Here is a 26,256-nt window from a genome sequence, read left to right on the forward strand (position 1 = left end):
TCCTCCTCCGTTCCTGCAGCGCCGGTCAGTAATCTCGTTCGAAGAACACACCGGCGCCGGAATCACCATCGCTGCCGACGGAGCCCTTGGCCTTGAGCTGCGGCGTCACGTCGAGGTTGATCGTGCCCTTGGTCTTGCCGGCAGCACCCGCTTCCACGCCAAGATAGACATTGTCGCGGATGTAGCGCCCGGCCTTGACGCCGGCATTGCCTTCACTGTCGGTGGTCACATCGAGATCATCAAGGCCGGTGCCCTTGCGCAGGCTGTCGAGCAGGGATGAATTCGATCCGCCGGCCAGCTCGGCCGCAGCGGCAGCCAGCCGCGCAATCTGCAGCGGCGACAATTCACTGATAGAGCGATTGAAGATCAGGCGGGCCAGCACCTCGTCCTGCGGCAATTCCGGCTGCGACGAGAAGGCGATCTGCAGATCGGATACCCGTCCCTTGACCGTGACATTGACAGTGATGTCGCTGCTCTGGGTGCTGGCCACGAAGTTGAGTTCCGGATTGAGGTCCCCGACCAGCGTGACCTGGCCTTCTGTGAAGGTGATACGCTGCCCGAGAATTTCCAGACGTCCGCGCACCAGGTCGAACGCACCGACCGGCTGGATATCGGTTGCGGGGCCGGTCAGCCGCACCGAGCCGCCGATTTCCGTATCCAGCCCACGGCCGCGCACGAAGATCTTGTTGGGCGCCGTCACATTGATATCGAGCCGCACCACACTCGGCCGCGCGGTGGGTGTTGCCGTGGCGGGCTGATCGGCCTTGGCACGCTTCAGTGTCTTGGCCACGGCCTTCGGCGTCTTCTTGTGCTTGACGTCGATGACCGCCGACGAACCGCCAAAGCTTTCGGGAACGCTGATTTCCGCGCGGTCGACATTGATATTGCCGGAAATCACGGGATCACGCGTCAAGGGGCCATTGATGCCGAGCGCGCCGGTCAGCGTGGCAACGACAAGATTGCCGTCGGCATAGCGGGCCTTATCGAGCTTGATCTGGATGTTGGCGGGGAAATTAGCCGCTGCATCGGTGGAGACGGTGCCTGTGGCGCTGACAGTGCCGCCGGTGGAAAGCCCGGCATTGAGCGTGCGGATGGTTACGGTCTGTCCTTCCATGCTGCCGAGCAGCGTAATGCGCTGCAGCCGCAGATTGGTTTCCGGATCGATCACTTCGGCGCCATTGGCCGAGAACATGCCGCGGATGAGCGGCTGCTGGAAGCTGCCGGAGACGGATGCGGTGACGTCAATATTGCCCTTCGCCTGCGTACCGCGATCGGCAAGGAAGCGGTTGGCGAGGGACAACGGGATATTGCCGGTTACATTGATGCCTAGCCCGTTTCCGGAAACCGGCACATTGCCATTGGCGGACACGGTGAACCCCTGGGGTCCATCAGCCTTGGCCGAGGTCAGGGTCAGCGTATCATTGGCAAAGCGGCCCGCAGCGGTCAGCTGCAAGGGCGACAGACCGGCGTCCTGCAAAGGCTTGGCGGACAGGCCCGACCCCTTCAGGTCAAACTCCGCATTGGGCTTCTGCAATGTACCGGTGATGCGGCCCCTGCCGGTGACATTGCCCGCGAGGTTCTGATCCTTGACCACGCCATTCAGGGCGCGCAGCGGCAGGTTGCCGAGCGTCAGATCGACGGCAAGCTGTCCCGGCGTCAGCGGAACCGAGCCTTTGGCCGATGCATCGAGCCCATTGGCGCCGGTCAGGCGCGCATCGACATTGAGCTGATCCGTGGTCGAGGTGCCCTTGGCGTCCAGATTGAGACCATCCAGTCCGGCCTTTTTCAGCATGGCGGCCGTGATCGCACGGGCCTGCACATTGAAGTTCACGTCAGGCTTGTCGCGCGTGCCGCCGATCTTTGCCGTGCCGTTGATTTCGCCGCCCAGTCCCAGATCGGGCTTGACCGCATTGGCAACATCGAGCGGCAGCTTCTCGATGGCAACGGCGAGGTCCAGCTTTTCAGCGACATCGCCGCGAATCGTGACCTTGCCCTTGCCGATATCGAGAATGATATCGCCGAAGGAAACATTGCTGCCGGCGACATTGATGGCGGCTGGCTGAACCAGCCGGGCGGCAAGCGCGCCACGGGTCAGGTCCGCATTGGCGAGCGACAGGAGAAAACCCTTGTCCGTCGGTTCGAGCGAACCGCCAACGGATGTCTTCGCACCATTTTTCAGCGCGGCGTTCAGCTTGAAATCGGTGGTCTTGCCCTGTTGCGCCGCTTGGGCATCGAGCGTCGAAATATCGACACCACCGGCGGAAACCGTGGTGGCCGTGATCGTGCCGTTTGCCGACGGAACCTTGAAGATGTTCTGGGCGGCCAGCGCAACCGCCGCTTTGCCGACGGTGACATTGCTGGCCTTCAACCCGTCAATATCGCCTTTGATGTCGATGTTCTGGCTCTCGTCATCATGGCTCAGCGCAATGGCGGCATTCGCCTTGCCGGTTGCCTCCACGAGGAACAGGGCTGCCGCCGTCGACACGTCGCTAGAAGCCAGCGTCAGGTTGCCCTGAAGCAGTCCCTTCTTGTCCTGGGTGACGTCACCGCGCAGCCGTGTGCCGCCGGCAATGAACTGGACATTGCTCAGGCGTTTTTCATCCTTGTGCAGGGCCAGTTCGGTGGCAAGATCCGCCCGCACGCCATCGAGGAACGCCAGGCCGGATACCTTGCCATCCAGCGCATCCTTGAGCAGAAGCCCGTTGAAGGAGAACGCGCCTTCGCTGAGCTTGCGCCCGGAGAGCTTGCCATCCGGAACGCCGGCATTGAAGGCGAGAGCGATGATGCCGTCACTGCCGCGCGCGCTGCCCTTGACCTTGAGCGCCCCGCTGGTCTTTTCCGACAGAAGCGCGAGGTTGGTGAGATCGAGACCGAAGTCGAAATTGGCAGCGCCCGTGGCAAAGGTGCCATTGGCCGTGACCAGCGTCTGCGGGTTTTCAACCCGGAAATTTCTGGCGCTGAGGCCTGCCTCGCCGCGTGCAAGGCCGCCGGTGATGCGCGTTTCGCCCTCGAGCACGCGATCCGCCGCATCAACGCCGAGCTTCATGCCCGTTGCATGGCCGTCCAGCATCAAATTGAAACCGCCCGTCAGCGCTTCGACAGCACCATTGGCTTTCAGATCAAGCGAACCGGCGAGATCGCGTCCGGCGAGTTCCGAAAACGGTGCGATGCTCGATGCTTTGACCAGGATGTCGCCATTATAAATGAACTTGTCGATGGTGCCCGCCAGCGACGTGCTGAAGCCATTGGCGGCAACCAGCGCCTGTTTGAGATTGACCGGCGTACCGGCCTTCCAATTGCCGTTGATCTTCAGCTGGATCAGGTCGCCCAGCGCCTTGGCGATATCGGCGCGCTTGGCCGTGATGCCCGACACATCGCCGTTCACATCATAGCTCAGGGAACGGGCGGCCGGATTGTCGAGATTTTCCGCCAGACCTTTGGCAACAAGATTGACCGATTTGGCGGCCAGACTGTTGGTGGTGAGGTTGGTGACATCGAGCGTGCTCGACCAGTCATTGCCGGCACTCGTCCCGAAGGCAACCGCTAGCACCGCCTTGTCGACGGTTGTCTGGCCGCCTGCAACCGGCAAAATGACCTTCTTGCCGCTGGGATCGGCAATCGAGGCATTCACCTTCAAGCGGCGCAAAAACCCATCGTTGGTTGTATCGGCCGTCGCATCGACCGCAAGGGCAGCGCTCTTGATGTTCAACCGGTCAAGCGAAACACCACCGGCATCGCGCACCACGCCATTGACCGCGAGCGCCGTATCGTTGCCGAAGAAATCACGGAAGAGCGGCGGAACCAGTATGGCGATCGCGCCGTCGACGGTTGTCTTGAACGCAAGCCCCTCGCCCTGACGGTTGATCTGCGTGCTGCCGGTGAGAACACGCTTGCCCGCGGCGTCGAGCGTCAGCTGCAAGGCGATGTCGCTGAGCGGACCCGATCCCTTCAGGGCAAGTGCAACCGGCGGCCTGCCTTCGATATTGAGCAGATTGGCGGCAATACCGTTCTGCGGTTCATTGAGCGACAGATCCAGATCGAGCTTCTGGCTTTCCTTGGCATAGGCCGCCTTGATCGCAAAGGTACCGCCTGGGCCGTCGAGACGCTGCACCTTGAGGTTCGAATCCAGCGAGCCGCCATCGAGTGTCAGGCTGCCGGCCAGAGAGATTTCCGACTTCAATCCGAAAATGCTGTCGCCGAAGGCAATGCGTCCCACCTGCAAATCCTGCAGGATGACCGCAAGCGGCAATTCCGGCAGGCTGAATCCTTTAGCTTCGGGGGAAGGCAGGCTGCTGGTGTCCGGCAACGGCTTGCGGATGACGTCGATGCGTTCGGCGCCGAGGCTGTTGATATCCAACCGCCCGCGCAGCAGCGCCAGACGGCTCCAGACAATTTTCGCGTTGGTAATGCGCAGCCAGATTCCTTCACGGTCGGCAATGGTGATGCTGCCGATATTGGCTTCCGACGACAGGACGCCCTGAATGTCAGAAATGGAAATCTGGCGATTGGGCGTCGACAGCTGTTCCTCGACAAAGCTGAGGAAATAGGACTTTTCCGCCTCGGCGCTATCCTGCGCCAGGGCCGGTGCTGCAAAGAGCAGAAGGAATATGACTGCGAAAATCCGGATCAAAACGCCTGTCCTATACCAACATAGAAAGCAAAACTGGGGTCATTGGTCTGCCGGTCGAGCGGCATCGCCACGTCGAGACGGATGGGGCCGAGGCCCGTATTGTAACGGATGCCAGCGCCAACGCCGACACGCAACTGCTGGGCAAAATCAGGAAAAGACTCTTCGCCCACATAGCCCGCATCGACAAAGCCGACGGCACCGATAGTGTTTGTGATCTTGGCGCGCGCCTCCACGGATCCTTCGACCAGCGACCGCCCGCCGATCACATAGCTTGTGCCGTTGCGCTCGACATTGACGCCGATGTTGCGGTAGGCGTAACCGCGCACCGAACCGCCGCCACCGGCAAAAAACAGCTGGTCCGAAGGCAGTTCGGCAATTTCTGCGCCGACAATTGTGCCAAGTTTCAGGCGGCTGGCAAGCACGAACCGGTCGTCCTTGCCGAAGCCGAAATAGGTGCGGCCCTCCGCCGTGAACTTGGTGGCAAAATTGCCATGCTCGATCTCGTAGAAGGGCGACAGCAATCCTTCCAGGAAGTAGCCGCGCGCCGGATCGACCTTGCTGTTGCGGCTGTCATAGGTGAGGCCACCCAGCAGACCGACGGTGAGAAAATCGCGCGTGCCGAAGAAATCGTCCTTGAACTGCGATTTGGAAACATTGGCCGTCAGTTTGCCCGAGAGTTCGTCGGAGAAAATCTGGGTGAACCCGGCATCCGCTGTAATCGATGTCTGCGTATAGGCATCGAGCACCTTGCGCTCGCCAATCAGCGAGGCGATGAAATCGGTATCAGGCGTATAGACGCCAGGCTTGGTGAAACTTGCACCCAGCAGATAGCTGTATTCCGAGGGATCGTAGGACTGGCTGCCGATGCCGCCGATCTTCGCGTCGATGCGCAGGCGTTCCGCCCGGCCGAAAAGGTTGCGGTGCAGCCAGTAGGTCTCAAGGCCGAGACCGTCCAGTGTCGAATAGCTGCCGCCGACGCCGAAACGGCGCAATTTCTGCTCCTGCACCGCCACCGTGATCGGCAGCAGGCCGTCGCTGCCAATGGCATCGCCCTCCTCGATCCGCGCGGAGCGGAAGACCTCGAGGCGCGACAGCCGTTTCTTGGCCCTTTCGATTTCGTCGGGATCATATTCCTGTCCCGGCTGCAGGCCGGTGATGAACGCCACGAATTCCGGGTCCATGCGCTCGGTACCCTTGACCTGCACCGGCCCGAAACCGGCCTTGGCGCCGGGGTCGGCATCGATGGTCGCATCAACCCGGTTGTTCTCGTGGTCGGCGACGACTTCCCGGCTGACAATCCTGGCCTTGGGGTGCCCCTGCTGGCGCCAGGCATCGACCACCAGCCGCTCGGCCTTGACGATGGCTGTCGAGCGGGCAATCTCGCCGGCGACGTAGCCCTGCTTTTCCGGGCTTTCGACAAAGTCTTTCGGATCAAGTGTCGGCGGCGCCATGTTCTTGACCCGGGCCGAGGCGAACAAGAATTGCGATCCGGGATCGACCGAAATGACCACCTTGGCCGGCTTGGACAGCACCGCATCCGGCGCAATATCGCTCGCCTCCTTGCCGTCGACGAGAATGCTGATGGTGCCGCCATAGCGGCCATCGGCATAGAGTGCGCCAAGTATGCGGCGGTAGTCTCCGCGCGCCTTGGCAAGCAGTCCCGCCGCACCGGATGCAGGCTTGTCCTTGTCGGCAAACAGGCTCGATGCGCCCTCTACAAGGGTCTTGGCTTCGTCGCTCGTCGAAGCAGCGGTTTCAACCGTGTATCTCTGCGGATCAGCGATGACCGAATCAGCATCGTCTTCCTTCTTGGCACCCCAGAGGTGAACGCCGAAAAGATCAAAGGCCTGGGCAGGCGAGACAAAGGCTGTAAGGGCCAGCAATGCGGCACCGAAACAACTGGCCTGTGGGCGCTTCAAGTCCATCAACCAGCAAATTCCCTACACATCAATAAACACAAGGATACACCGCAGGAAACGTGCGCACGCCGCCTGCAATTGATAAAATTCGCCCTTCGAGCTTAAGAAAACGATAACATGCCGGGAAAAGCTGGCCAACCCGCAATGGTGCCCGACCGGTCATACAACCTGGCATGAGTGGCCATATCGCCACAAAACCACGATACAAGCGCATTCAAGGGCCCAATCACTTTTTATGTGGCGCGTGCAATAGTTTGCCGAACACCGGTTCCATTTCGACCCGGATCATTGAATTGCATGTTGAGACTTTAAGCGCGTCAACAACAAAGTGCATCCAGCGCACTATTTATTGACAAAGTGCATTTAATGCACTATTTTTACCAAAGGCTATTTCAAATGCCAACCATTGCCAGAATCGGAAAAATACTCATCCGGATGTTTGCTGACGATCACAACCCGCCGCATTTCCATGTTGTGACGCCAGATTATCAGGAACTCATCAGGATTTCAGATTTTTCCACCATTGGCGGCTGGGTACCTTCGGGCACTCGTCAAACGGCATTGCAGTGGGCCTCGAAAAACAAGGAAAGGCTGGAAAGTGAGTGGAACAGACTTAGAGAACGATGACGTCATCACTGCCGGGTTACCGCTACCCCGCATCAGAGACGTTGTTCCCCTTGATAGGCGGAAGGTTGCCGTAACATGGCGCTCGGGTGAAACGAAGATTGTGGATCTTGCTCCCGCCCTTGCCAGCCACCGTGTCTATATACCGCTACGGGACGATGATGGCCTGTTCAGGACGATGCGTGTCAGTGAATACGGCGAAGCGATCGAATGGACGGATGAGCTGGATTTTTCGGCGGTGTGGATTGCACGCCTCCCCCCGGTCACATTCGACAATCAGGAATTCAGAACTGCCATGGATGAGCTTGGTATGAGCCTCGATGGCATGGCGGCGGCGCTGGAAGTGTCACGCCGCCTCATTGCCGACTTTCGCAAAGACAAGCCTATTCCACGGCATATTGCCCTCGCGACACGTTACCTGATCGAACATCACAAAAGAAGCGCCTGATTCAGCAGACGCTCTTCTTGCTCGCAATCCAGTTTATTCGGCAGCGGCGAGCCAGCCGCCCTGCGGGCCGGCATCGGCGGGCATGGCGGCGCTGATATGACCGGCGATGATTTCGGCGGTGGCGGCGGAAAGCGTCCAGCCGAGATGGCCATGGCCGGTGTTGTAGAACACGCCGGACCGCTTGCCTGCGCCGACGCGCGGCAGCATGTTCGGCATCATCGGGCGCAGGCCGGCCCACGGCACCACATTGGACGTATCCACGCCGGGGAACAGGTCGCGGCTCCAATCGACCAGCGGCTTGACCCGGTCATGGCGAATGTCGCGGTTCTCGCCATTGTATTCGGCCGTACCGGCCACGCGCAGGCGCCCCGCCCCAAGGCGGCTGGTGACTATCTTGGCGTCGTCGTCGAGCAGGCTGACCCAGGGGGCCGATTTCTGGCTCGCAGCATCGTCCAGGTTGACGGTGATCGAGTAGCCCTTGACCGGATAGATGTTGACGCGATCGCCCAGCTGGGCGGCAAATTTGCGGCTGGCAATACCGGCGCAGATGACGATGGCGTCAAAGCGTTCGGTCTCCGTCCTGGCATCGGCAGCGGATGCCTTGTTCCATGCGACCACGACGCCGCCGGTGCCATGCTTCAATTCGGCGACATCGGCATCGCCGACGAAGCGCACGCCATGACGGATGGCGGCGGCGGCAAGCCCGCGGGTGAATTTGTGAATGTCGCCCGTCGAATCGGATGGCGTGAAGAAACCGCCATAGAAGGAACCGTTCAGGGCGGGTTCAATGCTGCGGATTTCTTCATTGGTAACGGCCTGACGGTCAAGCCCCCCGGCTTCCAGCAGCCTGTTGACCTTGACGGCGTGATCATAGCCGTATTTCGAACGGTAAATGTGCAGGATCCCGCGCTTTTCCAGGTCGAAATCGATCTTTTCCTCCGCAGCGATTTCAAACATGCGCTTGCGTGCTTCAATGGCGAGCCTGGTGGTGGCGATGGTGTTTTCTTCGTAATGCGGGATGTTCATGACGAATTCCGCCATCCAGGAATATTTATGCCAGGAGGGTTTCGGGTTCATCAGCAGCGGCGCGTCCTTGCGCAGCATCCATTTCATGCCCTTGAGCACTGTCGACCAGCTGTTCCACACTTCCGCATTGGATGCGGAGAGCTGACCGCCATTGGCGAAGGATGTTTCCATGGCCGCATAGCGGTTGCGGTCGAACACGGTGACGCAATAGCCCTGGCGGGCAAGCGCATAGGCGGTTGTCACGCCGGTGATACCGGCGCCGATAATGGCGATATGGGTCATGATGCAGCGGTCCTCAGACAACACATGGTTTCAGTTTCGCCGTTGGCAACGGCACGAAACCCCATCTGTCACGGAACCTGAGAGCTTGGCCCTTCGCGCGCCCGCCGGATGTTTATCATCCGTGTCGTCGGCGCCTTTTTCCGGTCATGCAACCGGGCAGGGCTTTCTCCTTCGGTGGGCACATCTCTTGCGAGTTATGCCTCTCTCCAGATGTTCTAGACTATTCTGGTCCTTTTGCCTGAGAGTTTCCGGGGCGGTTGCTCCATCGGCGCCGGTTTTACCGGTCTCTCCCAGATAGTCTGTGCGAACGCGGGATATATATCGCAGTTGCGAGACGAGAACAACTGGCTAAGAAGCGCCGCAGCAATTATGCTGACTGAAAATCGCCCAGCCTTCCGGAGGAATTTATGAAGCCTGTCTTTCTGCAACTGCAATGCGCACCCGGCAAGACGTACGAAGTTGCAAAAACCCTGTTCGAGCGTGAAATCGTCTCCGAACTCTATTCGACCAGCGGCGAATTTGACCTTCTGGCCAAGATCTACATTCCGGAAGATCAGGATATCGGCAAATTCATCAACACCAACGTGCTCGATATATCAGGCATTGCGCGATCGCTGACAACGCTGACCTTCACCGCGTTCTGACAGGCGCTCGGCGGGGCGAGACATTACGTCCCGTTTCATGCGCCCGGCATCTGCCTTATGTAATCAATGCAATGAATCACGCCCCTTCAAGGCAATAAAATTCCATTCTTTTGCCATGGGAGCACTTTTTCTGTAAGAGATGCTCCCTCGCCCGTCATCAGCAGGATTTTCGACAATGCCTCCTTATCGTTCACGCACAACCACACATGGCCGCAACATGGCAGGCGCCCGCGGGCTCTGGCGCGCCACCGGCATGAAAGACGAGGATTTCGGCAAGCCGATCATCGCCGTGGTGAACTCGTTCACCCAGTTCGTGCCCGGCCACGTGCACCTGAAGGATCTCGGCCAGCTCGTGGCGCGCGAAATCGAAAGCGCAGGCGGCGTCGCCAAGGAATTCAATACCATCGCTGTCGATGACGGCATCGCGATGGGGCATGACGGCATGCTCTATTCCCTGCCGTCGCGCGAAATTATCGCCGACAGCGTCGAATACATGGTCAATGCGCATTGCGCCGACGCCATGGTCTGCATTTCCAATTGCGACAAGATCACGCCCGGCATGCTGATGGCGGCGCTGCGCCTCAACATCCCCGTCGTTTTCGTCTCCGGCGGGCCCATGGAGGCGGGCAAAGTTATCTGGGAAGACAAGGAAAAGAAGCTCGACCTGGTCGATGCCATGGTTGCAGCCGCCGACGACCGTATTTCCGACGAGGAAGTGAAGGCCATCGAGCGCTCGGCCTGCCCGACATGCGGCTCCTGCTCCGGCATGTTCACCGCCAATTCGATGAACTGCCTGACCGAGGCGCTCGGCCTTTCCCTGCCGGGCAATGGTTCGACGCTCGCCACCCATGCGGACCGCCGCCGCCTCTTTGTCGAGGCCGGTCATCTCGTGGTCGACCTCGCCCGCCGCTATTACGAGCAGGACGATGAAACCGTCCTGCCGCGCTCCATCGCCTCGTTTGCCGCGTTCGAGAATGCCATGACCCTCGATATCGCCATGGGCGGCTCGACCAATACGGTTCTGCACCTGCTGGCCGCCGCGCATGAAGCCGAAGTCGATTTCACCATGAGCGATATCGACCGCCTGTCGCGCCGCGTGCCCGTGCTGTGCAAGGTGGCGCCGGCTGTTGCCAATGTGCACATGGAAGATGTGCACCATGCTGGCGGCATCATGGGCATTCTCGGCGAACTCGACCGCGCCGGGCTGCTCGACACATCGGTCTATTCGGTGCATGCCGCCAATCTCGGCGCTGCTCTTGACCGCTGGGACGTGGTGCGCACCAAGAACAAGTCGGTGCATGATTTCTTCATGGCCGCACCGGGCGGCGTGCCGACGCAGATCGCGTTCAGTCAGGACCGCCGCTTTGCCGATGTCGATCTCGACCGCGAAAAGGGTGTCATCCGCAATGTTGAACACGCCTATTCGAGAGATGGCGGCCTCGCCGTGCTCTACGGCAATCTGGCTGAAGACGGCTGCATCGTCAAAACCGCCGGTGTTGATGATTCCATCCTGAAATTCTCCGGTCCCGCCCGCATTTTCGAAAGCCAGGACAGTGCTGTTCTCGGCATTCTCAATGGCGGCATCAAACCGGGCGATATCGTGCTGATCCGCTACGAAGGCCCGCGCGGCGGACCGGGCATGCAGGAAATGCTCTATCCCACCAGCTATTTGAAGTCCAAGGGTCTGGGCAAGGCCTGTGCGCTGATCACCGATGGCCGCTTCTCCGGCGGTTCGTCCGGCCTTTCCATCGGCCATGTTTCACCGGAAGCTGCGGAAGGCGGCCTGATCGGTCTCGTCGAGGATGGCGACATCATCGATATCGATATCCCGAATCGCGGGATTCATCTGGCTGTTGACGATGCCGTCCTGGCAGAGCGCCGCGCAAAGATGGAAGCAAAGGGCACCGCCGCGTGGAAGCCCGAGGAAAAGCGCAAGCGCAAGGTCACGACGGCGCTGCGCGCTTACGGCGCCATGGCGACCAGTGCCGCCAGAGGTGCCGTGCGCCAGATTCCGGACGACTGGAACTAACCAGGGTTCAAGGAACACCTACTGGAAGCGGGCTTCCAGTAGGTCGATATCCCGCACCATTTTCGTGGCAATGGTGCTTTCGAGCCGCCGCGCCCGCACTAGGCGGTGAATTTCCTGCCGTTCCGCCCGAAGCGCGGTGATGCGCAGCAGCTTCTCGATCTCCTCGCTCCGCGCCACTTCTTCGCGCTCTTCACCGAGCTGCATGCGCCCGTCGATACGCTTGCGGTAGAGCTCCATGATGTGGTTGGCGACATCCGTATAGATGTCGGCATCGGCACGACCCGATGCCAGACTGTGCTGGGCCCGCTCGATCGCCATGATTGCGGCTTCCGCCGCAGCGATACGGGCATAATCCTCTTCGCGCTGATTTGAATCCTCGATGGGCAGATCGATATTGCGCAACAGGCGCGGCAGGCTGATGCTGGCCATGATCAGCGACAGGATGATCACGCCGGTGGCGAGAAAAATGACGAGATCGCGGGCCGGAAACAGCGAGCCGTCATAGAGAAACAACGGCAGTGTCAGGATACCCGCAAGGGTGATGGCGCCGCGAACGCCGGCAAACGACATGGCGGCAATCAGCTGCCAGCTCGGCTTGACCACAGCCTCGCCCTGCCTGCGGCGCTGCGCCATGGTTACGCGCCATGACGCCCAGACCCAAAGAAAGCGCAAGGCAGCCAGGGCGGCGTAGATGACCACCACATAGACCAGAAGCCACCAGGGACTGGTCTCGCCGTGCCGCACGTTCGCGACGGCACCGGAGAAAATACCCGGCAGCTGCTCGCCGAGCAGAACGAAGATGGCGCCATTGGCGGCAAACTGCGCCGTATCCCACACCGCCGTGCGGCGCACGCGGGTCAACGCCATGGACTGGGCCGTGTTCTCGGCATAGCTCATGGTGATACCGGCCGCGACAGCGGCAAGGATGCCCGACGCATGCACATGTTCGGCCAGGAGGTAAGCGCCGAAGGGAATAAGCAGGCTGATGAGAATCTGCGAGCCGCTTTCCTCGCCGAGCTTGCGGGCAAGAAAAGCCTTGCCGCGCGTGACCCCGATGGTGACACCGATACCGATGGCAATGCCGGCAAAAGCAAGCCAGAGGAAGGTAAAGAACGCCTCGGTGATCGAGAAGCTGCCGGTCAGCATCGCGGCAACGGCAAAGCGCATGCACACGAGGCCCGACGCATCGTTGAGCAGGGATTCTCCCTCGAGGATATGCATCATGCGCGAGGGAATGGGCACGCGCGCCGCAATGGCGGAAACGGCGATCGGATCGGTCGGCGAGACGATGGCCGCCAGCGCGAAAGCCACCGGCAGAGGCACGGAAGGGATCATCCAATGCACGAAAAAGCCAACACCGATCACCGTGAAGATGACAAGGCCGAGCGCCATTTCCAGGATGATGCCCTTGTCCCGGAAGAGACCCTCCTTGGGGATGCGCCAGCCATCGAGAAACAACAGCGGCGGCAGGAACAGCAGAAAGAAAATATTGGGATCAAGTTGTACGCGGATGCTGGTGACCGAGGCAATCGCCGCGCCAAGACCGATCTGCACCAGCGGCAGCGGTATGGCCAGAGGCAGCACGCGCACGATGGAGTCACTGACCACGACGGCCAGAAGCATCAGCAGGACGATGGTGATTGTTTCCACGGCGAATCCATATTGATTGTCGGTGCAGGATGAAGGAAAGGCCGGTGCTTTGTCGAGGCGAACCTTGGCAACTTTGCGCCCATATCATGCCGATTGGATGAATTGGCGGCAAAGCACGACATTTCCGCGACAATCAATTTTACGTTTACGTCAATGTAATACTTGCATGCGCACCGCCTATCGCCATAGATAGAATTGTTGAGTAGCATGTCTGGGGTTGGAGGACCGTGGGCCAGCTACAAGGAAACCATCAGGGGAGGTTAATGTGGCAAAACAGACAACGCCGGTAAAAACATCCGTGACAGCCAAGCGCGCCACTGCAAAGGCAGCGCCAGCCAAAACGGCGAAACCCGCCGCCAAGACTGCTAAAGCCGCCGCGAATAAACCAGCTGGCGAGGTCAAGAAAACGGAAGCCGCCAAGACGGTGAAACCCGCTGCAGCAAAGACGCCGGCCAAGACTGCCGCGACAGTGGCAAAACCCAAAGCTGCGGCAGCGGAAAAGGTGGCGGTGAAAGCCCCCGCCAGGACACCCGCGGCAAAGAAGCCCGCAACCAGGGCCAAAGCCGCTGCGCCTGCGGCCGATGCAACACCGGCAAAGGCGGCATCCCTCGCCGAGATGCCCGCACCGAAACTCTGGGTCAAATCCTATCCGGACGGCGTTCCCGCCGAGATCGGACCGCTGCCCTACGAGAACATCAACGCGCTTTTTGCCACCGCCTACAAAAAATACGCCAACCGGCCGTCCTTTACCTGCATGGGCAAGGTGATGACCTATGCGGAGATGGATCGTCATTCACAGGCATTCGCAGCCTGGCTGCAATCGCGCGGGCTGGTCAAAGGCGACCGGGTTGCGGTGATGATGCCGAACATCCTGCAATATCCGGTGGCTATCGCAGCGATCCTGCGGGCGGGCCTGACAGTCGTCAATATCAATCCGCTTTACACACCGCGCGAGCTTGAACATCAGCTTAAAGACAGCGGCGCGAAAGCGATCATCATTCTCGAAAACTTTGCCACGACACTGCAAAAAGTGCTGACGGCGACGCCGGTCAAGCATGTTGTCGTTGCCACCATGGGCGACATGCTGGGCCTCAAGGGCCATATCGTCAATCTGGTCGTGCGCCGCGTCAAGAAAATGGTGCCAGCCTGGTCCCTGCCCGGCCACACGCCGTTCAAAACAGCGCTGGCGCAAGGCGCTGCGCTCACGCTGAAGCCGGTCGAGATCAAGCGTGATGATATCGCCTTCCTGCAATATACGGGGGGTACGACGGGCGTTTCCAAAGGCGCGGTGCTGATGCACAGCAACATCGTGGCCAATGTCACGCAGATGCGCCTGTGGGTTGAGGTTGGCTTTCGCAAGAAAGGCCGTCCGGACAATCTGACATTCATCTGCGCCTTGCCGCTCTATCATATTTTCGGCCTCACCGTGAATGCGATGATCAGCATGGAACTCGGCGGCAACAATGTGCTGATCCCCAATCCGCGCGATATCCCAGCCTTCGTCAAGGAATTGCAGAAGGTGCCGATCCACGTTTTCCCCGGCCTCAACACGCTCTTCAACGGGCTGCTCAACAATGAGGATTTCCGCAAGCTCGACTTCAGAAACCTGATCCTCACCCTGGGCGGCGGCATGGCCGTGCAAAAGCCGGTCGCCGATCGCTGGTTCCAGGTGACGGGCGGCCTGATCACCGAAGGCTTCGGTCTTTCCGAGACATCGCCTGTTGCATCGGCCAACCGGCTGGATGCGACGGAATTTTCCGGCACGATCGGCACGCCGCTGCCATCGACCGACTTCTCGATCCGCGATGATGACGGCAAGGAACTGCCGTTGCTGGAAGTTGGCGAAATCTGCATTCGCGGGCCGCAGGTCATGGCCGGCTACTGGAACCGTCCCGATGAGACAGCCAAGGTCATGACAGCGGACGGCTTTTTCCGCTCCGGCGACATGGGCTACATGGACGAGCGCGGCTACACCAAGATCGTCGACCGCAAGAAGGACATGATCCTGGTATCCGGCTTCAACGTCTATCCCAACGAGATCGAGGAAGTGGCCATGGAGCATCCTGGCGTGCGCGAGGCGGCGGCAATCGGCGTCCCCAACGAGCACTCGGGCGAAGTGGTGAAACTCTTCATCGTGCGCAAGGATCCCCTGCTCACCGAAGAGGCCGTCAAGGCATTCTGTGCCGAACGGCTGACCAACTACAAGCGTCCCCGGACGGTCGAGTTCCGCGACGAACTGCCCAAAAGCAATGTCGGCAAAATCCTGCGGCGCGAATTGCGCGGCTGATAGCCGAGAAAGCCGCCTTGCGCGGCTTTCTCCTTTTTCAGACGCTTGCACGCCGGTAGAGTGCAAGCGAACCGGCAAGCGCCAGCAATGCACCGCCGCAGATGCGATCAAGCCACAGCGCGCCTGATTTCTTCAGGACGCGGACGGCCTGCGAACCAAGCAGGGCGTAACCGAACATAATTGCAAAATCGAGCGTGGCGAAAATCACCGCCAGCACCGCATATTGCGGGATCTGCGGCATATCGGGCGCGATGAACTGCGGCAGGAAAGCCGAAAAGAACAGGTAACCCTTGGGGTTGGTCACCGCAACAAGGAAGCTCTTGAGAAAGATGGCGCGGGTGGTTGCCGGCGGCTCATGCGTGGCAGTGCGCAGCGACAGGTCAAGCGTTCCCTTCGAGCGCAGGAGCATGAGGCCGAGAAAGGCGAGATAGCCGGCGCCGAGCCATTTGACCACCGAGAACCAGAATTCCGAGGCTGCAAGCAGGGCGCCAAGGCCAAGGGCAACGGAGCCGATCAGAACGAAATCGGAAATGACCGCTCCCATCATCCCCGCCAGCGCACGGCGGACGCCGAAGCGCGAGCCATTCGTCAAAGCCAGGAGAACCGTCGGCCCGGGTGTTGCTATGCCAATGAAGGCAACCAAGGCAAAGGCCAGAAGTGTTGCTGCGGTCATGATCATTCCCCCTCGGCGCCAGATTGCGGGCATCCCTGCCGCTGACATTACCCATGGCAAGCGGCCGGTCAAGCGGGTGTGCATCCCCGTCCTTCACCGGGAAGGACAGGGCAGCGGGAGATTAAAGCGGCTGGCCGACATCAATTCGGTTGCCATCGAAATCCTCGAAGACAAAGGCCCTGAGGCCATAGTCCTTGTCCTTCAAACCCTTGATGATGCGCAAACCTTGTGCCTGGCAGATCGCGTGCAGTGCATCGGCGTTGTCCACCATCATATGGATGACATTGAAGGGCGCGGCTTTGTGGCCCTTCTGCAATGTCAGGTGCAGCTCGGCATTGTCGCGTTTCAAAATCATGAAACCGACGGGATCGCCATTCTGGAAAGTTTTGGAAAAGCCGAGAATGCCCGTGTAAAAATCATGGGCGCGCTGGATATCCGCAACCGGCAGCATGGCTGCGATGCGTCCGAAATGGATGGAGCGGGCGGGACTATCATTCATGTCATAACCTCATGGTTTGAAAGCTCAGGCAGGCTTTGCCGGACGGTGCCGGTTGGAGCTGCTGCTTTCGTCAATCAGATCATGAGACGGTGCCCACGGGATTTCTATAGCGTGAGGTATTGCCTCCATCAACCCCGCAAAGCTTTGCCGCGGCCCGCCAGAAAGTCCGGCAGGTCGGCAATCGAACCGAGAATGGCATCGCTGAGCGAGGCCAGATCATCCAGCGTGCTGTTGCCGGAGAGAACACCAACAGCCAATCCGGCACCGGCCGCATGGGCCATTTCCAGGTCATGGCCGTTATCGCCGACCATGGCGATGGCGCTGGCCGGAATGCCCGTCCTGGCTGAAAACAGCTCCAGCTGGTCGGCATGGGGTTTTGCCCGTGCCACGGAATCGTAGCCGATGATCACCGAAAAGAGCGGCGTCAGCCCGAGCGCTTCGGCCGTGGTGCGCGCACCGGCTTCCGAATCATTGGTGGCAATGCCAAGGATAAAACCCTGCGCCGCCAGCCGTTCCAGCGTCTCGCGCAATCCATCGATGCCGACGGCCCGCCGCGATCCCTCGCGGACAGCGTAGTCGTCATAGGCACGGATACGCTCGCGTTTTTCTTCCAGTGTCAGTTCCGGATGCCAGAGATCGACAATGTCGTTGATCGTTCCCGCTGCGACAACCGAGCCGCCGCGGAACCGTTCCATCTCCCAGTCGTAGCCGCCCGCCGCGACAAGCGCGCGGGCCCGGTCCGCATCGCCGTTCGCTGCCTTGTGCGCCAGTTCCATGGTGATGCCGAACCAGGTCCGGTTGAAATCGACCAGCGTTCCATCCTTGTCAAACAGGATGGCGCGGATTTCCGAGGGGTGCGCGCCGGGCATCAGGCTTCCAGCGAGCCTGGCCGCGCCTGTTCGGAGCGCTTGGAGCCCAGGAGCTTGAGAAGGTCGTCGCCCCGGCGGGTGTAACGATGGCTGCGGCGCGTGAGGATGCGGCCTGCCTGCGGCGCTGTCAGCGTGATATCGCCGGAGGGATCGCCGGGAACGGTCACGACCGTGACAAGTTTTGCGCCCGCCGCAACTTCGTCGCCAATGTTCACGTGGAACAGGATCATACCGCCCTGCGGCGCGCGGACCATTTCAACGTTTTCGAGCGGCGTAACCGGCCCCTTGAAATCAACCGTCAGCGTGACGGCGGGATCGCTGACCACCCCGCGATGAACGAGGAAACGGTACAAGCCTTCCGCATCCGCCTTGCCGGTTGCGATATCGACATCGTTCAACCCGCGAAACTCGACCGTTGTGACCGCACGCCGCGTCATGTCGCGCTTGCCCTCCGGCAATTGCAGCACCGGATGGGCGCAGGCTTCCTCAAAGGCCGCATCGGCAGTGCTGTTCCAGGACAGGATCGCCGTTGACCCGAGCGCCGCGGCCAGATCGTACATCTCCGGCAGGAATGCCTGATGGATGTAGAGGTAGTTTTCGCTCTCGTCATCGCAGTGCAGATCGAGCACGATGTCGTGCGGCAAAGCAAGGCGCAGCAATTGCGCCTTCAACCGTTCAGCCAGGGATTTTGGACCATCGAGCGGCACCAGTCCCGATGTGTCGAACGTATCAAGCAAAGGGAAAGAGCGATTGAAATTGCCGCTGGAAAAGAATTCGAAACGGCCGAGATGCTGATGCGACAACCACTGGGCGGAACCAACCGGATTGGCCTGCGGAACAATGGTGATATCGCCGGCGATCCGGCCTTCCCTGCCGGCCTTTTCCAGCATTGGGAGGAGGAAATGCAGGGCTGCCTGTCCTGGCAGTTCCGAACCATGCAGCGAAGACTGCAGATAGGCGCTGACGGCCTTTTCATCCTTGCCGGCAAAACGCAGCACACGCAGTTCGATATGATTGCCCGGCACATCGCCGGCCAGCTGAATCGTTTCCGTCTTCATCAATGCTTTTCCAGTTCCTCACTTCCGGCCCTGGAGTAGAGGCCGGACACCCATTCTGTTTGTTATCGGGCCACTATAGCCTATTTGCCGCGACGCTTCCTCAAGTGTGCGACAAGACCTTGCGTGGATGCGTCCTTGTCCTTTGGTTTTGCCTCGCCGGAGACGATCGGCAAAAGCTCCGTTGCCAGCTCCTTGCCAAGCTCGACACCCCATTGATCGAAGGCATTGATACCGAAAAGCTGGGCCTCGACAAAAACGCGGTGCTCGTAGAGCGCGATCAGGCGGCCCAGCGCATAGGGGTCGAGTTTGTCATAAACGATGGTGATCGACGGCCGGTTGCCCTTGAAAACGCGGTGCGGCGCAATGCGGTTCACTTCGGATTTCGGCAGGTTCTTTGCCGTGAGCTGCGCCTTGGCTTCCTCCAGCGTGCGGCCTTTCATCAGGGCTTCTGACTGGGCCAGGCAATTGGCCAGCAGCATTTCGTGCTGGTTGTCGAGATGCGGCTCATGGCCCTTCGCCGCCACGATGAATTCGAGCGGGATCGTGTCCGTACCCTGATGCAGCAGCTGGAAGAATGCATGCTGGCCATTGGTGCCTGGTTCACCCCACACCACCGGACCGGTGGGACCGGAAACCGGCTTGCCGTCGACAGTGACACCCTTGCCGTTCGATTCCATGTCGAGTTGCTGCAGATAGGCCGGCAGGCGGGCCAGCCGCTGATCGTAAGGAATGACAGCGCGGCTGGTATAGCCTGAAATGGCGCGGTGCCAGTAACCGACCAGACCCAGCATCATCGGCAGGTTCCTGGAAAGCGCTGCCTTGCGGAAATGTTCGTCCATCGCATGGGCACCATCAAGGAACCGGCCAAAGTTCTCCGGCCCGATGGCAATCATCAATGGCAGGCCGATAGCCGACCAGATGGAATAGCGGCCGCCGACCCAATCCCAGAAACCGAAAATGCGATCCGCCGGGATGCCGAAAGCGTCGACCTTGTCGAGCGCTGTGGAAACGGCGGCAAAATGCTGTCCGACGGCCTTTTCGCCCAGCGCATCGGCAATCCATTTGCGTGCAGCCCGGGCATTGGTCATGGTCTCGATGGTGGTGAAGGTTTTCGAGGCGATGATGATCAGCGTCGTTGCCGGATCAAGGTCTTTCAGGGTATCGGCGATATGCGCGCCGTCGACGTTGGAGACGAAATGGGTCTTCGGCCCGTCGTGATAGGGGGACAGGGCGAGCGTCGCCATGGCCGGTCCAAGATCGGAGCCGCCAATGCCGATATTGACCACATCGGTGATCGGCTTGTTCTTGGAGCCCTTGATGGCGCCGGAGCGCAGGCCATCCGCATAGGCGCCCATGCGCTTCAGCACGTCATTGACACCGGGCATCACGTCCACGCCATCGACCTTGACCGGCTTGTTGGAACGGTTGCGCAGCGCCACGTGCAGGACAGCGCGGCCTTCCGTATTGTTGATTGGTTCGCCGGCAAACATCGCGTCGCGTCGGGCTTCGACATGGGCAATCTTTGCCAGATCGGCAAGAAGAGACAGCGTCTCGTCATTGACGAGGCATTTTGACCAGTCGAGGAGAAGATCGTCGAGACTGAGGGAATAGCGGGAGAAGCGTTTGGGATCTTCTGCAAAGGCCGCCCGCATGTTTTTCGGCGCGCCGCTTTTGAAGTGTGCTTTCAATGTCTGAACCGCACCACGCAGGTCGTTCGCTTTCACCGTCGCCATATCTCTCTCCTGAAGTCACGCCTTGATCCCGGCAAGCAGAAACCTGCCACTGGAATCATTTTTTTTCAATCGATTTAGATCGTACGCTCATAAATCAGAATCTCTTCCGATTTAACATCAGGTAAGTCTGCGCCGCAAATCCGGGCGGAACTGCGGCGCGAAAGTTTACGAGCCCTTGATGGCTGCGAGAACGTCGTCATACGCCTTGCAGGCGTCTTTCAGATCGGTCTGGCCCTGATACTTGGCGGCCAGTTCCTGCATCTTGGTAACGATTCCCTGGGCCTTGGACGGATCCTTGGTAACGACCTGTTGAACGGCGGCGGTGATTTCACCGGCCTTTTTGGTCAGCTCTTCCTGGGTGCAGGTAGGGGCTTTGGAGCAACCGACGAGAGCGACAGCCAGCAGCGAAATGCCGGCGACCATTTTCAATTTCATGTGCAGTCTCCCTTGATGAGATGAGTGAGGTAGAAAAATACTTGGGTCAGTACTTTGTGGCCGTCATCCCTGCGGAATCACAAAGTCTTAATCCTGTTATTACACCGTTCCTGTCCGGTCCAGCGTCTTCATCGCCAGTATCATGATGTTTTGTGACAGGATTTAATACATGGATAGGAAGAACGAATTTTTATAAATCATGGACAGATGAAGCCGTCTATCTTAGCTTTCTTCTTCCAGGGAGGCTTTGAAGAATGGATATGACCGGCGAAGAACGCATTGCTGCGCCCCGCGAAGCAGTCTGGAAAGCATTGAACGATACGGACGTGTTGAAGGCCTGCATCCCCGGCTGCGAAAGCCTCGAACGGATTTCCGATACGGAGCTGGAAGCGACGGTCGGTGTCAAACTCGGACCGGTCAAGGCCCGATTCAATGGCAAAGTCGAATTGAGCAATCTCAATCCTCCGCTGTCCTATACGATCACGGGCGAGGGCAAGGGCGGCATTGCCGGTTTTGCCAAGGGCGGAGCCGACGTTACCCTTACCGAGGAAGGCGGCGAGACCGTGCTCGCCTATTCCGTCAATGCCGATGTCGGCGGCAAGATCGCCCAGCTCGGCAGCCGCCTGATATCCTCTTCGGCCAAGAAACTCGCCACCCAGTTCTTCGAGAAGCTCGGTCAGGCCGCCGCCGGCAGCTGACACGCCGGACAATTCGACGGGCCTGTCGCATTTTCCATAAGCCATGGCGGAATGACGTTTGGGTCTGATACGACGAAGCCGGATATCCTGCCTGGATCAATAGATTGTATTCAGGCTGGAATTCATGCGCGTGTTTGATTTCATCATCGTCGGATCGGGCTCTGCCGGATCGGTTGTCGCCGAGCGCTTGTCGGCCAGCGGACGCCACACGGTTCTTGTGCTGGAAGCGGGAGGGACGGACCGGCGGTTCTTCGTGCAGATGCCGCTTGGTTACGGCAAAACCTTCTACGACAAATCCGTCAACTGGATGTACAAGGCCGAAGCCGATCCGGGTCTTGGCGGCAATGCGGATTACTGGCCGCGCGGCAAGGTGCTGGGCGGTTCGAGTTCGATCAATGCCATGGTCTATATCCGGGGCGCGAAGGAGGATTTCGATGAATGGCGCGAGCGCGGCAATCCCGGCTGGGGCTATGACGATGTGCTGCCGGTGTTTCAGGCGCTGGAAGACCATGATGGCCCCGCGAAAAGCCTTGGCCGCGGCGGGCCGTTGCACGTCACCGATTGCGCGCACCTGTTTCATCCGCTGGCCAATCAGATTCTGAAGGGCGCACAGGAGGCAGGCCTGCGCTACAACCCCGATTTCAACGGCGCCACACAGGAGGGCACAGGGCCATTTCAGCTGACCACGAAAGGCGGCAGGCGCATGTCCGCCGCCAGAGCCTTTCTGCGCCCGGCGATGAAGCGCCGCAATGTGACGGTTCTGACCGGCGCGATGGTGCAGCGGATTGTCTTTGAGGGCAAACGGGCCGCCGGCGTCGCGTTCACCCGCAACGGCCGGGCCGAGACGGTGATGGCCGGGCGCGAAGTGATCCTGTGCGGCGGTTCGGTCAATACACCGCAGCTGCTCGAACTTTCGGGCATTGGCGATGCGGCACGCCTGGCGCAGTTCGGCATTCCCCTTGTGCACGCCAACAGCCAGGTAGGCGAGAATCTGCAGGACCATCTCGGCATCAATTATACCTACAGGGCCAATGTTGCCTCGCTCAACCAGGTGCTGCGTCCGTGGTGGGGGAAACTGCGTGTCGGTATCGAATATCTGCTGTTGCGGACGGGGCCGCTGTCGATCAGCCTGAATCAGGGTGGAGGTTTCTTCCGCACCGATCCTTCGCGCCAGCGTCCGAACATGCAGTTGTATTTCCAGGCCTTTTCGACTGTACGACCGGGGGAAGGCGAGCGCCCGATCCTGACACCGGATCCATGGCCGGGCTTTTCCATCGGCCTGTCCAATTGCCGTCCGACCAGCGTCGGGTCCATCCACATCCGCTCCGGCAATCCGCTTGACGCTCCGAAGATCGTTCCGAATGCGTTTTCGACCGAGCACGATGTTGCCGAGATGCTGGATGCGGTGAAGTTCCTGCGGAAAATTGCTGCCGCACCGGCCCTGTCCAAGCTGATCGTCGAGGAATTGCTGCCCGGCCCGCAGTGCCGAAGCGACGGGGATCTCATTGCCGATTTCCGCCGCCGGAGCGGTACGGTCTATCACCCGGTTTCGACCTGCCGCATGGGACCGGACCCGGCGGCATCGGTGGTCGACCCGCGCCTGCGGGTGCATGGCATCGAAGCACTGCGCGTCATCGACTGCTCCATCTTCCCCAATATCATATCGGGCAACACCAACGCCGCAGCCATGATGGTCGGCGCGAAAGGCGCAAGCCTTGTTTTGGACGAGCTGACCTAGCCATTTCACCCGCTGCCTCTGCCAGATTTGCGTGGATATTCAGCCACGCAAACGAAACGAATATGACTCAATTTCATATTTATTGACCGTTTGATAAAAAATTTGACCTTTTGAGAAAATCTGCCATTCTTTCCCTCAACAGGTGCCGGACAAACCGGCCCATCACCAAATTGCGGCACGCCCCAAGGGAACGGGATGTTGCAATTTCAGAAATGGAGAGGCGATTTCATGGGATCGATCGATTCTGGAATCCGTGATGTGAAGGCCGGGCGGCTTGAGTCCGACGCCTACATCGATGTTTTTTCCGATCTGCACCCGGCACTGACGCGGCATGAGGCGTTTGTCGAATCGGATCGCTGTTACTTCTGCTACGATGCCCCCTGCATGAATGCCTGCCCCACGGGCATCGATATTCCGCTGTTCATCCGCCAGATTGCCGCCGACAATCCCACCGGCTCGGCGAAAACCATTCTTTCGGAAAACATTCTCGGCGGCATGTGTGCCCGCGTCTGCCCGACCGAAACCCTGTGCGAACAGGCCTGCGTGCGCGAGACCGCTGAAGGCAAGCCGGTTAAAATCGGTCTTCTGCAGCGCTACGCCACCGATCACCTGATGGAAAAGGGCCAGCATCCCTTCAAGCGCGCCGAGCCGACGGGCAAGAGCGTCGCCGTGGTTGGTGCAGGCCCGGCCGGTCTTTCGGCAGCGCACCGCCTGGCCAAGCACGGTCACAACGTGACGATTTTCGAGGCCAGGCCGAAAGCCGGCGGCCTCAACGAATATGGCATTGCCGCCTATAAGAGTGTCGATAATTTTGCTCAGAAGGAACTCTATTTCATTCTGAAAATCGGCGGCATCACCATCGAGAATGACAAGGCACTTGGCCGGGACATCAGCATCGACGCGCTGAAAGCCGGTTTTGATGCGGTTTTCCTCGGCATGGGATTGCCGGGTGTGAACGAGCTAGGCCTCGAAGGCGAGGATGCAGCCGGTTGCATCGACGCTGTCGACTACATCTCCGTATTGCGCCAGAGCGAGGACCTGTCGCAGATCGCTGTCGGGCGCGACGTCGTCGTCATCGGCGGCGGCATGACGGCCATCGACGTCGCCGTGCAGACCAAGTTGCTAGGCGCCGAGAATGTCATCATCGCCTACCGGCGCGGGCCGGAAAGCATGAACGCCAGCCCCTATGAGCAGGAACTGGCGCTGAAGACCGGGGTCATCATCCGCCACTGGTTGCAGCCGCGGGCGCTTACCCGCAACGCGTCGGGTGAAGTCTGCGGCATCACGCTGGACTATACCGCCATGGCCGACGGCAGGCTTGCCGCCACCGGCGAAAGCATCACCCTTGCCAGCGACCAGATTTTCAAGGCCATCGGCCAGACGCCGGCAGAGAGCATCCTTGCCGAAGCCGGGCTTGCCCTGTCGAAGGGGCGTATCAGTGTCGACGACGACCGCCGCACCTCGATCCCCGGCATATGGGCTGGCGGCGATTGCATCGCCGGCGGCCAGGACCTGACCGTGGCCGCGGTGCAGGACGGCAAGCTTGCCGCTGAATCCATCCACCGGTCACTGACGCAGCAGCCGGAGAAGGTCAGCGGCTTTGTCGAAGCCGTGATGGCGGAAAATCCGGACAGCGCATCGGCACCGGCACAGCACCCCACCCATCCAAGCCACATCGCTGGCTGAAGGAGATCGACATGGCTGATCTTTCATCGAATTTCCTCGGCATCAAATCCCCCAACCCATTTTGGCTGGCCTCCGCGCCGCCGACAGACAAGGCCTACAATGTCGAGCGCGCCTTCAAGGCGGGCTGGGGCGGCGTCGTGTGGAAGACACTGGGCGAAGAGGGCCCGCCCGTCGTCAACGTCAATGGTCCGCGCTATGGCGCGATCCACGGTCCGGATCGGCGCTTGCTCGGCCTGAACAATATCGAACTCATCACCGACCGTCCGCTGGAAGTGAACCTGCGTGAAATGACCGAGGTGAAGAAGAAGTGGCCGGACCGGGCGCTGATCGCCTCGATCATGGTGCCCTGCGAGGAGAACGCCTGGAAAGCCATCCTGCCGCTTGTCGAAGCTACCGGCGCAGACGGCATCGAGCTTAACTTCGGCTGCCCGCATGGCATGTCGGAACGCGGCATGGGCGCGGCCGTCGGTCAGGTGCCGGAATATATCGAGATGGTGGTGCGCTGGTGCAAGCAGTATACGCGCATGCCGGTCATCACCAAGCTGACGCCGAACATCACCGATATCCGCAAACCGGCACGCGCAGCAAAATCCGGCGGTACCGATGCCGTGTCGCTGATCAACACGATCAACTCCATCGTGTCGGTCGATCTCGATACTTTCGCGCCCAATCCTTCGATTGACGGGCGCGGATCGCATGGCGGTTATTGCGGCCCGGCGGTCAAACCGATCGCGCTCAACATGGTGGCGGAAATTGCCCGCGATGCGGACACGCGCGGCCTGCCGATCTCCGGCATCGGCGGCATCACCACATGGCGCGATGCGGCGGAATTCATCGCGCTCGGTTGCGGCAATGTGCAGGTCTGCACGGCGGCCATGACCTACGGCTTCAAGGTCGTGCAGGAAATGATCGACGGGCTCTCCGACTGGATGGACTCGCGCGGCTTCACATCCATCGAAGATTTCCGCGGCATGGCCGTGCCGAACGTCTCCGACTGGCAGTACCTCAATCTCAACTACATCACCAAGGCGCAGATCGACCAGGACCTGTGCATCAAATGCGGCCGCTGCCACATTGCCTGCGAAGACACATCGCACCAGGCCATCACGGCGATGGTGGATGGCGCCCGGCATTTCGAGGTGATCGACGAGGAATGCGTCGGCTGCAATCTGTGTGTCAACGTCTGCCCGGTCGACAACTGCATCACCATGGTGCCGATGACCTCTGGGGTCGACCCGCGCACCAAGCTGCCGATCCAGCCGGACTACGCCAACTGGACCACCCATCCGAACAATCCGATGGCCAAGGCCGCTGCCGAATAACATTCA

19 protein-coding genes and 1 riboswitch are annotated in these 26,256 nt (G+C 60.0%); of the genes, 9 read left to right on the forward strand and 10 right to left on the reverse strand.

Features of this window, described 5'->3' with window-relative positions; all coding sequences use genetic code 11:
• Positions 1-25: 25 nt before the first annotated feature.
• On the reverse strand, positions 26-4,630 hold the full coding sequence (locus C5750_RS11120; RefSeq protein ID WP_105733980.1) for a translocation/assembly module TamB domain-containing protein: 4,605 nt from the start codon (positions 4,628-4,630) through the stop codon (positions 26-28).
• Positions 4,627-6,555: an autotransporter assembly complex protein TamA gene (locus tag C5750_RS11125; protein ID WP_105733981.1), complete on the reverse strand. Its 1,929-nt coding sequence runs from the start codon at positions 6,553-6,555 to the stop codon at positions 4,627-4,629. The genes C5750_RS11120 and C5750_RS11125 overlap by 4 nt, the downstream gene beginning before the upstream one ends.
• A gap of 390 nt (positions 6,556-6,945) precedes the next feature.
• Between C5750_RS11125 and C5750_RS11130 the strand changes: the two genes are divergently transcribed.
• Both C5750_RS11130 and C5750_RS11135 read left to right on the forward strand, forming a co-directional pair.
• Entirely contained in the window at positions 6,946-7,176 is a 231-nt protein-coding gene (locus C5750_RS11130) for a DUF4160 domain-containing protein (RefSeq protein WP_245421084.1), read from the forward strand.
• Positions 7,148-7,621, forward strand: coding sequence for a DUF2442 domain-containing protein (locus C5750_RS11135; protein WP_158531270.1), 474 nt, complete (start codon positions 7,148-7,150; stop codon positions 7,619-7,621). Before C5750_RS11130 ends, C5750_RS11135 begins: the two co-directional genes overlap by 29 nt.
• Before the next feature lie 33 nt (positions 7,622-7,654).
• On the opposite strand, the gene C5750_RS11140 is transcribed toward C5750_RS11135, so the two are convergent.
• Positions 7,655-8,929, reverse strand: coding sequence for a D-amino acid dehydrogenase (locus tag C5750_RS11140; RefSeq protein WP_105733983.1), 1,275 nt, complete (start codon positions 8,927-8,929; stop codon positions 7,655-7,657).
• A gap of 216 nt (positions 8,930-9,145) precedes the next feature.
• Positions 9,146-9,232, reverse strand: a riboswitch (glycine riboswitch).
• A 104-nt stretch (positions 9,233-9,336) separates the two neighbouring features.
• Here C5750_RS11140 and C5750_RS11145 point away from each other — a divergent pair.
• Both C5750_RS11145 and ilvD read left to right on the forward strand, forming a co-directional pair.
• Entirely contained in the window at positions 9,337-9,573 is a 237-nt protein-coding gene (locus C5750_RS11145) for an Lrp/AsnC ligand binding domain-containing protein (protein WP_105733984.1), read from the forward strand.
• 175 nt (positions 9,574-9,748) lie between these two features.
• The gene (ilvD, locus tag C5750_RS11150) at positions 9,749-11,602 is read left to right on the forward strand and encodes a dihydroxy-acid dehydratase (RefSeq protein ID WP_105733985.1); all 1,854 of its coding nucleotides are present in this window, start codon (positions 9,749-9,751) and stop codon (positions 11,600-11,602) included.
• Between the two features lie 18 nt (positions 11,603-11,620).
• Here ilvD and C5750_RS11155 read toward each other — a convergent pair whose 3' ends face one another.
• Positions 11,621-13,252: a Na+/H+ antiporter gene (locus tag C5750_RS11155; RefSeq protein ID WP_105733986.1), complete on the reverse strand. Its 1,632-nt coding sequence runs from the start codon at positions 13,250-13,252 to the stop codon at positions 11,621-11,623.
• A gap of 265 nt (positions 13,253-13,517) precedes the next feature.
• Here C5750_RS11155 and C5750_RS11160 point away from each other — a divergent pair, with 265 nt between their 5' ends.
• On the forward strand, positions 13,518-15,539 hold the full coding sequence (locus tag C5750_RS11160) for a long-chain fatty acid--CoA ligase (RefSeq protein WP_105733987.1): 2,022 nt from the start codon (positions 13,518-13,520) through the stop codon (positions 15,537-15,539).
• A 37-nt stretch (positions 15,540-15,576) separates the two neighbouring features.
• Here C5750_RS11160 and C5750_RS11165 read toward each other — a convergent pair whose 3' ends face one another.
• The 6 genes from C5750_RS11165 to C5750_RS11190 all read right to left on the reverse strand — a co-directional run bounded on the left by C5750_RS11165 (position 15,577) and on the right by C5750_RS11190 (position 20,806).
• The gene (locus C5750_RS11165) at positions 15,577-16,212 is read right to left on the reverse strand and encodes a LysE family translocator (protein ID WP_105734590.1); all 636 of its coding nucleotides are present in this window, start codon (positions 16,210-16,212) and stop codon (positions 15,577-15,579) included.
• Between the two features lie 121 nt (positions 16,213-16,333).
• Positions 16,334-16,711, reverse strand: a complete 378-nt coding sequence (locus C5750_RS11170) for a glyoxalase superfamily protein (protein WP_105733988.1) — start codon at positions 16,709-16,711, stop codon at positions 16,334-16,336.
• 128 nt (positions 16,712-16,839) lie between these two features.
• On the reverse strand, positions 16,840-17,580 hold the full coding sequence (locus C5750_RS11175) for an HAD family hydrolase (RefSeq protein WP_105733989.1): 741 nt from the start codon (positions 17,578-17,580) through the stop codon (positions 16,840-16,842).
• A complete protein-coding gene (locus C5750_RS11180; RefSeq protein WP_105733990.1) occupies positions 17,580-18,638 on the reverse strand; it encodes a M14 family metallopeptidase in 1,059 nt (352 codons plus the stop codon). The genes C5750_RS11175 and C5750_RS11180 overlap by 1 nt, the downstream gene beginning before the upstream one ends.
• Before the next feature lie 80 nt (positions 18,639-18,718).
• Positions 18,719-20,371 carry a glucose-6-phosphate isomerase gene (gene pgi / locus C5750_RS11185; protein WP_105733991.1) on the reverse strand — a complete coding sequence of 551 codons (1,653 nt, stop codon included), beginning with the start codon at positions 20,369-20,371 and terminating at the stop codon, positions 18,719-18,721.
• Between the two features lie 165 nt (positions 20,372-20,536).
• Positions 20,537-20,806: a hypothetical protein gene (locus C5750_RS11190; RefSeq protein ID WP_105733992.1), complete on the reverse strand. Its 270-nt coding sequence runs from the start codon at positions 20,804-20,806 to the stop codon at positions 20,537-20,539.
• A 254-nt stretch (positions 20,807-21,060) separates the two neighbouring features.
• On the opposite strand from C5750_RS11190, the gene C5750_RS11195 reads away from it, so the two are divergent.
• The 4 genes from C5750_RS11195 to preA all read left to right on the forward strand — a co-directional run bounded on the left by C5750_RS11195 (position 21,061) and on the right by preA (position 26,250).
• Complete coding sequence (locus tag C5750_RS11195) at positions 21,061-21,504, forward strand: SRPBCC family protein (protein WP_105733993.1); 444 nt, start codon at positions 21,061-21,063, stop codon at positions 21,502-21,504.
• Between the two features lie 124 nt (positions 21,505-21,628).
• On the forward strand, positions 21,629-23,242 hold the full coding sequence (locus C5750_RS11200; RefSeq protein ID WP_105733994.1) for a GMC family oxidoreductase: 1,614 nt from the start codon (positions 21,629-21,631) through the stop codon (positions 23,240-23,242).
• Between the two features lie 228 nt (positions 23,243-23,470).
• Positions 23,471-24,928 carry an NAD(P)-dependent oxidoreductase gene (locus C5750_RS11205; protein WP_105733995.1) on the forward strand — a complete coding sequence of 486 codons (1,458 nt, stop codon included), beginning with the start codon at positions 23,471-23,473 and terminating at the stop codon, positions 24,926-24,928.
• An 11-nt stretch (positions 24,929-24,939) separates the two neighbouring features.
• On the forward strand, positions 24,940-26,250 hold the full coding sequence (gene preA / locus C5750_RS11210) for an NAD-dependent dihydropyrimidine dehydrogenase subunit PreA (protein ID WP_105733996.1): 1,311 nt from the start codon (positions 24,940-24,942) through the stop codon (positions 26,248-26,250).
• The last annotated feature ends 6 nt before the right edge of the window (positions 26,251-26,256 follow it).

Origin of the sequence: Phyllobacterium myrsinacearum, from assembly GCF_002980555.1 — a bacterium.
Taxonomy (GTDB): domain Bacteria; phylum Pseudomonadota; class Alphaproteobacteria; order Rhizobiales; family Rhizobiaceae; genus Phyllobacterium; species Phyllobacterium myrsinacearum.